Origin of the sequence: Sphingobium sp. C100, from assembly GCF_000508185.1 — a bacterium.
GTDB lineage: Bacteria > Pseudomonadota > Alphaproteobacteria > Sphingomonadales > Sphingomonadaceae > Sphingobium.
The window spans coordinates 1-11719 of the sequence record NZ_AYOY01000020.1 but is presented as its reverse complement, the minus strand read 5'-3'; the positions used below and the strand labels follow the sequence as shown (position 1 = coordinate 11719).

14 protein-coding genes and 1 riboswitch are annotated in these 11719 nt (G+C 64.8%); of the genes, 6 read left to right on the top strand and 8 right to left on the bottom strand.

Annotated features, from left to right (window positions below; genetic code table 11):
- The first annotated feature begins 119 nt into the window (after positions 1-119).
- Entirely contained in the window at positions 120-521 is a 402-nt protein-coding gene (locus tag C100_RS27765) for a hypothetical protein (RefSeq protein ID WP_024018284.1), read from the top strand.
- A gap of 98 nt (positions 522-619) precedes the next feature.
- On the opposite strand, the gene C100_RS27760 is transcribed toward C100_RS27765, so the two are convergent.
- Positions 620-2470 (bottom strand): ABCB family ABC transporter ATP-binding protein/permease, encoded by a 1851-nt coding sequence (locus tag C100_RS27760; protein ID WP_024018283.1) that lies wholly within the window; start codon positions 2468-2470, stop codon positions 620-622.
- Between the two features lie 215 nt (positions 2471-2685).
- Between C100_RS27760 and C100_RS27755 the strand changes: the two genes are divergently transcribed.
- Positions 2686-3318: a DUF6891 domain-containing protein gene (locus tag C100_RS27755; RefSeq protein WP_235218998.1), complete on the top strand. Its 633-nt coding sequence runs from the start codon at positions 2686-2688 to the stop codon at positions 3316-3318.
- Between the two features lie 21 nt (positions 3319-3339).
- Here C100_RS27755 and arr read toward each other — a convergent pair whose 3' ends face one another.
- The 6 genes from arr to C100_RS27730 form a co-directional block, all read right to left on the bottom strand.
- Positions 3340-3750 (bottom strand): NAD(+)--rifampin ADP-ribosyltransferase, encoded by a 411-nt coding sequence (gene arr, locus C100_RS27750; RefSeq protein WP_024018281.1) that lies wholly within the window; start codon positions 3748-3750, stop codon positions 3340-3342.
- 144 nt (positions 3751-3894) lie between these two features.
- Entirely contained in the window at positions 3895-4017 is a 123-nt protein-coding gene (locus C100_RS49355) for a hypothetical protein (protein ID WP_327194922.1), read from the bottom strand.
- A complete protein-coding gene (locus C100_RS48935) occupies positions 3972-4196 on the bottom strand; it encodes a DUF4160 domain-containing protein (RefSeq protein WP_024018280.1) in 225 nt (74 codons plus the stop codon). Before C100_RS48935 ends, C100_RS49355 begins: the two co-directional genes overlap by 46 nt.
- 70 nt (positions 4197-4266) lie before the next feature.
- Positions 4267-6201 (bottom strand): phosphomethylpyrimidine synthase ThiC, encoded by a 1935-nt coding sequence (gene thiC / locus C100_RS27740; protein ID WP_024018279.1) that lies wholly within the window; start codon positions 6199-6201, stop codon positions 4267-4269.
- Positions 6202-6213: 12 nt separating this feature from the next.
- Positions 6214-6621, bottom strand: coding sequence for a DUF2065 family protein (locus C100_RS27735; protein WP_024018278.1), 408 nt, complete (start codon positions 6619-6621; stop codon positions 6214-6216).
- A 47-nt stretch (positions 6622-6668) separates the two neighbouring features.
- Positions 6669-6779: riboswitch (TPP riboswitch) on the bottom strand.
- A 3-nt stretch (positions 6780-6782) separates the two neighbouring features.
- A complete protein-coding gene (locus C100_RS27730) occupies positions 6783-7397 on the bottom strand; it encodes a flavodoxin family protein (RefSeq protein WP_031308623.1) in 615 nt (204 codons plus the stop codon).
- A gap of 93 nt (positions 7398-7490) precedes the next feature.
- Here C100_RS27730 and C100_RS27725 point away from each other — a divergent pair, with 93 nt between their 5' ends.
- The 3 genes from C100_RS27725 to C100_RS27715 all read left to right on the top strand — a co-directional run bounded on the left by C100_RS27725 (position 7491) and on the right by C100_RS27715 (position 10299).
- Complete coding sequence (locus C100_RS27725; RefSeq protein WP_024018276.1) at positions 7491-7880, top strand: winged helix-turn-helix transcriptional regulator; 390 nt, start codon at positions 7491-7493, stop codon at positions 7878-7880.
- A gap of 74 nt (positions 7881-7954) precedes the next feature.
- Complete coding sequence (locus C100_RS27720; RefSeq protein WP_052028215.1) at positions 7955-8188, top strand: hypothetical protein; 234 nt, start codon at positions 7955-7957, stop codon at positions 8186-8188.
- A complete protein-coding gene (locus C100_RS27715) occupies positions 8185-10299 on the top strand; it encodes a prolyl oligopeptidase family serine peptidase (protein ID WP_024018274.1) in 2115 nt (704 codons plus the stop codon). Before C100_RS27720 ends, C100_RS27715 begins: the two co-directional genes overlap by 4 nt.
- 12 nt (positions 10300-10311) lie before the next feature.
- Here C100_RS27715 and C100_RS27710 read toward each other — a convergent pair whose 3' ends face one another.
- On the bottom strand, positions 10312-10929 hold the full coding sequence (locus C100_RS27710) for a TetR/AcrR family transcriptional regulator (protein ID WP_024018273.1): 618 nt from the start codon (positions 10927-10929) through the stop codon (positions 10312-10314).
- A 155-nt stretch (positions 10930-11084) separates the two neighbouring features.
- Between C100_RS27710 and C100_RS0123920 the strand changes: the two genes are divergently transcribed.
- Positions 11085-11719: TonB-dependent receptor plug domain-containing protein (locus C100_RS0123920; protein ID WP_031308620.1), on the top strand; the 635-nt coding region annotated here is incomplete at its 3' end.

The window sequence follows — 11719 nt, the reverse complement described above, 5'->3', positions numbered from 1 at the left end:
GGACGCCGCCACGCCGCCGCAAAAGTAACGGTTTTGGCGGCTGCGCGCCGTCCTGACCATATATAGGCCGGGGCATGGGCAACCCCGGATCACCCACAGGGGAAGAAGGACGAAACCCTATGCCGCGCCATGGCGCTATTCCCCTGATCGGCCTGATGCTGGTCGCCATGCTCCCCGCGCCCGTCGCAGCGCAGCCGGAGCCGCCACCGGAGCGGATCATCAATCTGCTCGTCTATGGCGATGATCCCTGCCCGCAAAGCAAGGGCGACGAGATCGTCGTCTGCGCCCGGCGGCCTGAGGCGGAGCGTTACCGCATCCCCAAGAAGCTGCGCGAAAAGCCCGCCCCGTCGGGCGGCCCCGGCTGGGGCAGCCAGGTCGCGACGATGGAGCAGGTGCAGCGTTCGACCCTGCCGGGCAGCTGTTCGGTGAACGGCAGCAACGGCTTTACCGGCTGCACCGCCAAGGCGCTGGAACAATGGTTCGCCGAACGGCGGATGCAGCAGAGCCTGGGCGAGCCCTGAAGCATTGTGCGGAAAAGTGGGAACTGCTTTTCCGCATAAACGATGCTAAAACAAATGACTTAAACATGCTGCCTGCGTCTGATTTTACGCGGCACATTCTAAAATTCAGGCTTCGCCACCTCGAACACATCCTCGATCCCCGGTTCGGCCGGTGCGATGTCGCGCTCGGCCGCCTGGCGCGCCCACATGGTGGCGTAAAGGCCGTCGGCCCGGACCAGATCCGCATGGCGGCCGCGCTCGACGATGCGGCCTTGGTCCAGCACGATGATCTCGTCCGCCTCGACCACGGTGGACAGGCGGTGGGCGACGACCAGCGTCGTGCGTTTCCGGCTGATGTCGCGCAGGACCGTCTGGATCTCCGTCTCCGTGCGGCTGTCGAGCGCGCTGGTCGCCTCGTCCAGCACCAGCACCGGCGGGTCTTTCAGCAGCGTGCGGGCGATGGCGACGCGCTGTTTTTCGCCGCCCGACAATTTCAGCCCGCGCTCGCCGACGCGGGTGTCATAACCTTGCGGCAGGCTCAGGATGAAATCATGGATCGACGCCGCCCTGGCCGCGGCCTCGATCTCCGCCTGGGTCGCGCCCTCGCGGCCATAGGCGATATTATAGCCGATCGTGTCGTTGAACAGGACCATGTCCTGCGGCACGATGCCGATCGCCGCGCGCAGCGATGCCTGCGTGACCCCGGCGATATCCTGCCCGTCGATCGTCACCACGCCCGACTGGATGTCGTAGAAGCGAAAGAGGATGCGCGCGATGGTGGACTTGCCCGCGCCAGAGGGACCGACGATCGCCAGCGTCCGGCCGGCCGGCACGGTGAAGCTGACGCCATGCAGGATTTCGCGCTCCGCATCATAGCCGAACCGCACATGATCGAAGCGGACCTTCCCGCCCGCGACCTTGAGCGCCGGGGCGTCGGGCGCGTCGGCGACCTCCGCCTGGGTATCGATCAGCTTGTACATCGCCTCCATGTCGATCAGGCCTTGGCGAATGGTGCGATAGACCATGCCGAGCAGGTCGAGCGGACGAAATAGCTGCGACAGCAGGGTGTTCACCAGCACCACATCGCCGGTGGTGAACTGACCGGTGCTCCAGCCCCAGACCGTATAGGCCATGGCGCCCGCCATCATCAGGTTGGTGATCAGCGACTGGCCGATATTCAGCCAGGCGAGGCTGTTTTCGCTCTTGACCGCGGCCTGGGCGTAGCGGCGCATGGCGTTGCCATAGCGTTTGGCCTCGCGGTCCTCGGCGCCGAAATATTTGACCGTTTCGAAGTTCAGCAGGCTGTCGACCGCATGGGCCACGGCGCTGGTGTCCATGTCCACCATGTCGCGGCGCAACTGGTTGCGCCATTCGGTGACGGTCCGCGTGAACCAGATATAGAGCGCCACCATCGCCAGGGTCGCGCCGACCAGGCCGACGCCGAACTTCACCAGGAAGATGACGCACACCGCGACCAACTCGACCAGCGTGGGCGCGATGTTGAACAGCAGGAAATAGAGCATCGTGTCGATGCTCTTGGTCCCGCGCTCCACGATCCGGGTGACGGCCCCGGTGCGCCGGTCGAGATGGAAGCGCAGCGACAGGCGATGGAGATGGACGAAGACATCGTCCGACAGCCGCCGCCCCGCCTCCTGCCCGACGCGCTCGAAGATCGCGTTGCGCAGATTGTCGAACAGCACGCCGGCAAAGCGCGCGCCCGCATAGGCGACCACCAAAGCGATCGCCAGCCCGGCAGCCGGCTCCAGCCCCGGCGCCATCCGGTCGATCGCGCCTTTATAGGCAAAGGGCATGACCAGCGTCACCGCCTTGGCCATGGCGACGCACAGCATGGCGATGACGACGCGGCGACGCAGCGCGGGCGCGTCGGCGGGCCAGAGATAGGGCAGGAAGCGCCTGAATGTCGCCCACACGGGCGGAAGCGGCGCATTATTGGGCGTATCGGGAGGCATTGGACGCTATTTAGGCACTTTGGCCTGCCAGTCCAATGGTGATGCGCCTCGCCCGCCTGTCTGGCGCAATCGGCGATGTTGACGTCTTATGCGACATGCCCCCTTTAACTTTTGTGCGCGCCGGGGCATGTTGGGTCTGTGCAACGCGAAGCAGGAGGCAGGACGGGCGCATGTTCGGGGCTTTATGGAATCGGATTTTCGGGACCAAAGCAGCGATGTCGGAGCCGCAACGGCCCGCAACACCACCGGAAATGCCACCCTATGACCCGATAGCGGCGCTGCGCGAACAGATGCGGCGCGACGTGCTGGGCGGCTTTTTCGATGAAGACGCCATCCTGACCAATGCGCATGACCTGTTCGAAGAGGAACTGCCCCGTCCGACTTTGCGCCGGGAAGCGTCGGCCGCGCTGCGCACGGCGCTGGCCGAGCATCGCGCCGCCGAAGAAGGCTGGACCCACATGACCGATTGCGACCGGCTGGAGCTGGCCTTTGCCGCGCTGGAGGCGGAAGGCATCATCGCGCGGCAGAATTTCACCTGTTGCAGCAATTGCGGCGCGTCGGAAATCTGGGACGAGATCGAAGCGGCGCAGGCCGAAGGACTGCCCGCGCAGGGCTATGCCTTTTTCCATATGCAGGACACGGAATCCGCGATCGAGGGCAACGGCCTCTATCTCAACTATGGCGCCGCCGATCAGGGAGAGGCCGCCGCCATCGCCATCGGCCACCGCATCGTCGCCCAGCTGGAGGACCATGGCCTGCCGACCGAATGGGACGGCAGCTGGGGCCAGCGGATCGGCGTGCCGCTGGTGTGGAAGAAACGGCGCGGCGTGGTGCTGCTGGAGGATTGACCGGCGGGAAGGGGCGCGGCGTCAGTCGATCGCTTCGACGCCCTGTTCCTTCAGCCGGGCGAGATGCTCCTGCATGTCCTTGAGCCGCTCGGGCGGATGCCCCTCCCATTGCGCCACTTCGCCCACGACGCGCAACGGATCGCGGCTGCGATAGCTTTTGGTCGGGTTGCCGGCGAATTTCTGATCGGTCAGGTTGGGATCGTCAAAGACCGGCCCGGTCGGCGCGACGATATAGATGCGCTCCCGCCCCGCACCCGCCGCCAGCTCGCATCCCCAGATCGCCGCGTCGAGCGTGCCGGTAAGATAGACCCAGGACGCCGCCTTGCCCGCGCCATAGTTGGAGGTGTAGCCCGGCGCGATCAACTCGCCCACGCGCAGATCGGCGCGGGTGCCGTGATAAAGGATTTCCGGGACGGGATCGATGGTCGCCATGGCTGCTCCCTGCGTTTGGATCGGTGAATCTGTATGCGACGATGTAATCGCGGCTCAACCGCATTCTAAGCTTGATCACAGCGGCCACAGAGCCAACGGCCCTTTTTCAACTGTTCAGAAGCGCTCGCCGCTCTCTTTCTGAATTTAAAAAGCGCCACGCGATCCCGGCTGCTGAGGTGCGGGTGCGCCCCGGAGCAGCCCCTCGGTGCTCAAATTTTCGTCTATCTCGGTCCAATAGATGCCATATCCCCTCCGTCCACTTCGCACACGGCGGGATCGGCGGGGCTGGCGTCGGCAAGAAAGCCGGTGTTCCCGGCCATTGCGACCGGGTCCAGCCAGACCTTGATGGACGCCCCGCCCTTGTCGATATGGACATGCGGCGGCTCATCGGGTTCGTGGCTGTAGAAATAGAAGCGATAGCCGTCGAGGCGGAAGATGGCCGGCATCAGCAATGTTTCCCTTGATGACGCCGACCCATTTGTCAGTCTTCAGCAATGCATGTCCAGGGCATGACGATCAATCATGCTCCCGCCCGCCGGCGCCCATATACAACTCGCTGCCGGTTTCCTTGAACAATTTGCTCATCTCTTCCATGCCCTTGAGCGCGGCCGCCTTGCTGGCCGCCGCGGTTTCCGCGCCGCTCAGGCCCGCTTCGACAAAGCCGTCGGCCGGCTGGTTCTTCTTCGCCGCGAAATCCCGCACTTCCTGACTGATCTTCATCGAACAGAATTTGGGGCCGCACATGGAGCAGAAATGCGCGGTCTTCGCGCCTTCTGCCGGCAGCGTCTGGTCGTGATATTGTTCGGCCGTATCGGGATCGAGCGACAGGTTGAACTGGTCGCGCCAGCGAAATTCGAAGCGGGCGCGGGAAAGCGCATCGTCGCGAACCTGCGCGGCAGGGTGTCCCTTGGCAAGGTCGGCGGCGTGGGCGGCCAGCTTGTAGGTGACGACACCCACCTTCACATCGTCGCGGTCGGGCAGGCCCAGATGCTCCTTGGGCGTGACGTAGCAGAGCATCGCCGTGCCATACCAGCCGATCTGGGCGGCGCCGATGCCGCTGGTGATATGGTCATAGCCCGGCGCGATGTCGGTGGTGAGCGGCCCCAATGTGTAGAAGGGGGCTTCGCCGCACACCTGCAACTGCTTTTCCATATTCTCCTTGATCTTGTGCATGGGCACATGACCCGGCCCTTCGATCATCACCTGCACATCCTGCTTCCAGGCGCGGTGGGTCAGTTCGCCCAGCGTGTAGAGTTCGGAGAATTGCGCTTCGTCATTGGCGTCGGCGATGGAGCCGGGGCGCAGGCCGTCGCCCAGCGAATAGGCGATGTCATATGCCTTCATGATCTCCGTGATGTCGTCGAAATGGTCGTAGAGGAACGATTCCTTGTGATGGGCGAGGCACCATTTCGCCATGATCGAACCGCCGCGCGAAACGATGCCGGTGACGCGCTTGGCCGCCATCGGGATATAGGCGAGGCGCACGCCGGCATGGATGGTGAAATAATCGACGCCTTGCTCGGCCTGTTCGATCAGCGTGTCGCGGAAAATGTCCCAGGTCAGCTCTTCGGCCACGCCGCCGACCTTTTCGAGCGCCTGATAAATGGGAACGGTGCCGATCGGGACGGGCGAATTGCGGAGAATCCATTCGCGCGTATCGTGGATATTGCGGCCGGTGCTGAGGTCCATCACCGTGTCCGCGCCCCAGCGGATCGACCAGACCAGCTTGTCGACTTCGGCCGCCACGTCGGACGCGACCGCGCTGTTGCCGATATTGGCGTTGATCTTGACCAGGAAATTGCGGCCGATCGCCATCGGCTCCGATTCCGGGTGGTTGATATTATTGGGGATGATGGCGCGGCCGCGCGCGACTTCGTCGCGGACAAATTCGGGCGTCACATAATCGGGGATCGACGCGCCAAAGCTTTCGCCGTCGCGGACATAGTTGGCCAGGCGCGCACGGCCCAGATTCTCGCGCTCGGCGACATATTCCATTTCCGGGGTGATGATGCCGCGCCGGGCATAATGCATCTGGCTGACATTCATGCCCGGCCTGGCGCGCAGCGGGCGCTTGCCCGCATCGGGGAAGCGGGCGACGCCGCCGCTGCGGTCGGGGCCTTTGAGGCCATTATCCTCCGGCTTGATTGCGCGGGCGTCATACTCCTCCACGTCGCCGCGGCCGATGATCCAGTCGCGGCGCAGGGCGGGCAGGCCGGCCATGATGTCGATCCGCGCATCCGGGTCGGTATAGGGGCCGGACGTGTCATAGACACGGACCGGCGCTTCGCCGCAGCCCGGCTCCAGCGTGATTTCGCGCATCGCGACGTTCAGCGGGCCGACATGGATCTTGCGCGATCCCCGGATGGGGCCAGTGGTGACGGTCATCTCGGCCTGCCGGTCGGGCGAGCTTTCGGCTTGGGGCATTTCGGTGCGGGCTGGAACATCGGCCATGCGTGTAACCTTTCAAACGGACATAGTGGCGCGGCCGGTAAGGCCGGCGAGGAAAAGGAGGATGCCCAGGACGAGCGCGACCACCGCCCAGGCGCGAATGAAGCCCATCGACCAGTGGCCGACCCGAAGCAGCGGCCCCGGCACGGCGAGCAGCAGCGCGCCCTTGATCAGCGCGACATAGCCGATCAGGCTGACGATGATGGCCAGCGGATCGGTCCAGATGCTGTGGAGGACGACGATGGCGACGCCGACGACGAAGACGGAAAAGCCCAGCGTCATGACGAGGCCGGGCAGGCGGTCGAGATCGTCCATCACCGCGCGCCAGCGCGCCGGGCTGGCAAGGGCGCCGATGCCGGTCAGGATCATGTAAAGGCCCATCGCCTCGGACAGGCGCAGGGTGAGGACGGAAATCGTGTCCATGGCCGTCGCTCCTCCAAAAAAGGGCGGAAAGCGGGCGCGGACTGCGGGTTGGACAGGCGCTCCCTCCCTCCGCCGGTGTCAACCGGATCAGGTTCAGCGGGTCGCGGCCACGTCAGCCGCCTCTCAACCGTCTGTGGACGGTCCCCCGGGGATAGGCACTGTTAGCCGATCAGGGCCGGTGCGCGCAAGGCCTCGCTCTCACCCCGGCGCCAGCGCGCCGCCGCCACCGCTACCCGGCCGCCCAGCGCGCGGGCGGAGGCGCGGTCGCCGCTGCCGGGGGTGACGTCGGGCGACTCATTGGCGGCCTGCGCCATCGCGCCGATGAAGCTGCCAAGGCGGTTTTCCGCATCGGTCGCCGCGGAATGATCGTCATTATTGCCCGGCGCCTGCCCGGTGCCGATCCAGAGCATCCCATGTTGCGCGGCAAAAATGGCCAGGCTGGTCAGCGTGTTGAGCTTGTCGCCCGACGGCGAGCCGGACACGGTGAAGGCCGCGCCCAGCTTGTCCTTCCACGCCTTGACGAAATAGGGTCGGGCGCTGGCGTCCATGAACGCTTTCATCGGCGCGGACACCGTGCCCATATAGGTGGGCGATCCGAAGATGATGGCGTCGGCATCGGCGATCCGGTCGAAAAATTCCCCGAAATCGCTTTGCTGCGGCTCGATCCGCAGCAGGTCGGGCAGGCCGCCCGCATCCGCGACGCCCTGCGCCACATCGCGCGCCAGGCGGTCGGTATGGCCGAAACCCGAATGATAGACGATTGCAACCTTGCTCATGAACTTGTCCTTTCCTGGCCCGTTGGGCTTGCAGGCCGGAAGATGAGCGCATAGGTACTGAAAGTTAAGTACGCACCTTGGAGTAACTGTCAAATGGAGATGCCGGACTGGGTGGATGGGGTCGATCCGTGCGAGGCGGATTGCCCGTCGCGCGATCTGCTCGACCTGATCGGGGATCGGTGGAGCCTGCTCATCATGCTGGTGATCGGCCAGGGATTGCACCGCAATGGGGAGATCAGGCGGCGGGTCGGCGGCATCAGCCAGAAGATGCTGACCCAGACGCTGCGCGCGCTGGAGGCCAATGGGCTGGTGGCGCGGCATGATTTCGCGACCGTGCCGCCCCATGTCGAATATCGGCTGACGCCGCTCGGCGTATCGCTCGGCCATGCGGTGGGGCCGATGTTCCAGTGGATCGAAGCCAGCTATCCGGCGGTGTTGCAGGCCCGCGCCGATTATGCCGCGCGACAGGCGCAGGCGGCGTGATCGCGGACCCGCAGCCCGACTCGTCGATCCCCGACCTGTCCACTAAAGCGGGGCGCAAGGCGTTCCGGCACGACATGCGCATGGTCGCGGTGCGACCCCGCCGTTGGGGGCTGTGGCTGCTGACGATCGGTGCGCTGCTGCTGATCATGCCTTCGGCGCTGGGCATCCACAGCCTGCTCGGCTGGTCGCCGGTCTGGCTGGGCCTGATCGCCTGCCTGGCCGCGCTGCCGCTGCTGGTGGCTGGCGCGCTGCTGCGACGGCGCTACAAGAAGGGGCGGCTGATGATGAGGGGGAATGAACTGCGATGAAGAAAAGGATATTGAGCTTGGTTTCCGCTGCCCTGCTGACCGGCGCCGGCGCGCCGCCCGCCCCCAACCCAACCGACGATCCCTATATCTGGCTGGAAGACTGGACCGGCCCGCGCGCGATGCAGTGGGTGGAGGCGGAGAATGAAGCGACCGTCGCCGCGTTCCAGAACGATCCCCGCTATGCCGGCTATTATCGCGACGCCCTCGCCATCGCATCGGCCAAGGACCGGATCGCGATGCCGATGCTGATTCATGGCCGCATCTATAATTTCTGGCGCGACGCCGATCATCCGCAGGGCATCTGGCGCTATACCAGCGAAGCCGACTACGCGACCGATGCGCCGACATGGACGACGGTGCTGGATCTCGACGCGCTGTCAAAGGCGGAAGGCAGGAAATGGGTGTGGAAGGGCGCGTCCATTCTGGACCCCGACGAAAAGCTGGCGCTCGTCAACCTGTCCGACGGCGGCGAGGACGCCGTCAGCTTGCGCGAATTCGACCTGGAAACGGGCGCGTTCGTGAAGGGCGGGTTCGACATTCCCACCAGCAAGCAGAATGAGGGCTGGCTCGACGCCGACACGATCCTGCTCGCCCGCGACTGGGGGGAGGGCACGATGACCAAGTCGGGCTATCCCTTCGTGGTCAAGACGCTGAAGCGCGGCGAGCCGCTGGCGGCCGCGCAGGAAATCTATCGCGGCGAAGCGAGCGATCAGGTCGGCACCTTCCCGCAGATCCTCTCCGACGGATCGGGCAACCGCGCCGCCTTCCTCTATCGCGGCGTCACCTTCTTCGGCAATGAAACCTATCTTGTCACCGCGCAGGGCTTGAAGAAGCTGCCGCTGCCGGCGAAAAGCAACCTCCAGGGCATGGTCGATGGCCAGGTGCTGATCCAGACCAGCGAGGCGTGGGAAAGCGGCGGCGTCACCGTGCCGACCGGCTCACTCGCCGCCGTGCCGTTGCAGGCGCTGCAATCGGGTGAGACGCTGAAACCGCACATCCTGTTCGCGCCCAATGCGCGCCAGTCGATCGACGGCGTGGCGGCGACCAAGGGTCATGTGATCCTCGCCATCAACGACAATGTGCGCGGCCGGGTGATGGTGCTGACACCCAAGAGCAATGCTGCAGCGGACGGCTGGGCGAGCAAGCCGGTCAGCCTGCCCGACAACGCCACCATCTCGATCGCCAGCGCCACCGAGAAGAGCGACAAGGCCTATCTGGCGGTGGCCGGTTTCCTCGCGCCGACGACCTTGTGGGCGATGGACGCGGCCGACCCCACGCCGCGCCAGGTAAAGGCGATGCCGGCGCGGTTCGACGCGACCGGGCTGGCGGTCGAACAATTTGAGGCGACATCGACCGACGGCACGAAAATCCCCTATTTCATCGTCCACCGCAAGGACATGAAGAAGGACGGCAGCACGCCCACGATCATGACCGCCTATGGCGGCTTCGAAATTCCGATGACGCCCAGCTATGCCGCGATCACCGGCAAGCTGTGGCTGGAACGGGGCAACAGCTTCGTCCTCGCCAATATTCGCGGCGGCGGCGAATTCGGCCCGGCCTGGCACGAGGCGGGCCTCAAGACCAAACGCCAGATCATCTATGATGATTTCGCCGCGGTGGCGCAGGACATCTTCGCGCGCAAGCTGTCCAGCCCGGAAAAATTCGGCATCTATGGCGGCTCCAATGGCGGCCTGTTGATGGGGGTCGAATTCAACCAGCATCCCGACCTGTGGAACGGCGTGGTCATCCAGGTGCCGCTGCTCGACATGATCCGCTATGAACAGATTGCGGCCGGCGCATCCTGGGTCGATGAATATGGCAGCGTGTCGGTGCCGGCGGAAAAGGCGTTTCTCGAAACCATCTCGCCCTATGCCAATATCCGCAAGGGGGTGGATTATCCCGCGCCCTATATCTGGACCACGACCAAGGATGACCGCGTCGGGCCGCAACATGCCCGCAAATTCGCCGCGCGGCTGAAGGAATATGGCATCCCCTATTTCTTCTACGAAGACACCGCCGGCGGCCATTCGGGCGACGCCGACATCGAACAGGGCGCCCGGTTGCAAGCGATGCAGATGGTCTATTTCAGCCAGCGGCTGGAGGGGAAATAAGGCGCCTTCCGTTCAGTCTCGCCGTGCGCCGATCCCCTTCTCGATCAGCGCATTGGCGATGGCGGCGATTTCCTCGGCCGGACGGCTGTCGTCCCACACGCCATAGCGCAGGCCCAGGAACACGTTCATGCCCATGATCGCCCAGGCATGGACCTCCTCCACGTCCGCGCGCACGTCCCCGTGCGCCGCCGCCCTGGCCAGGCGCGCGGCCATGCGGCTGGCGGTATTTTCATAATGGGCGCGATAGGCGGCCTGATCGACAAATTCGGATTCGTCGATGATGCGATAAAGCTCCTTATGGTCGCGCGCGAACTCCAGGAAACTCAGCAGGCCGATCCGCTCCGCGTCGATGCCGTCGCGGGCCTGCGCGATTCGGGGCGATACATAGTCGCGCACCTGCCCTGACATGTCGTTCACCAGCGCGCGGAAAATATCGTCCTTGGTGTCGAAATAGGTGTAGAAACTGCCCAGCGCGCACCCGGCGCGGCGCGTGATGCCGCTGATCGATCCGTCGTGAAATCCTTTTTCGCCAAACTCTTGCGCCGCCGCTGACAACAGGGCGCGGCGGGTGCGCTCGCCTCGCGCGGTGCGCGGCGTCTTGTCGTCCTTCGCGGCGCCGGCGTCGTCCATGTCCACTCCTCTACCTGTGTTCTTTTTACCGCAATCCCATGGCGGCGACAGCCTCCTCCCTATTTGAAGTTGAAAGATGGTTCAACTTTCATTATCGAGTCGGACGAGGAAGCGATCCGGCAGACCGGGCGCCCCGTTTTCAGGAGAGGAATCCCATGAAGGCCCGTCAGACCATCCGCACCCTTGCCCTCGCGTCCGCCGCCTGGAGCGGCATGGTCGCCATGCCCGTCGTCGCGCAGGCCGCCGCGCCGCAGGCCGCCGCCGATGACGACAGTGCGGCGATCGTCGTCACCGCCCGTCGGCGTGAGGAAACGTTGGTCAGCGTGCCGATCGCGGTCAGCGCCTTTTCCGGCGCGGCGCTGGAGCGCGCCGGTGCGATCGACATCAGCGATCTGGCCAATGTCACCCCCAACACCACGCTGGAAGCGTCGCGCGGCACCAATTCGACGCTGACCGCCTTCATTCGCGGCGTGGGTCAGCAAGACCCGGTATCGGGCTTTGAACAGGGCGTCGGCATCTATCTGGACGATGTCTATCTCAACCGGCCGCAGGGCGCCCTGCTCGACATTTACGATGTCGAGCGGATCGAGGTGCTGCGCGGGCCGCAGGGGACGCTTTACGGCCGCAACACGATCGGCGGCGCGGTCAAATATGTGACGAAGATGCTGCCGCAGGAATTTTCGCTGAAGCTCAAGGGCACCTATGGCAGCTATGATCAGGCCGACGGCATCATCAGCGCTTCGGCCCCGATCGGCGACCTGATCCGCGTCGGCGGCGCCTTCGCCCGCCT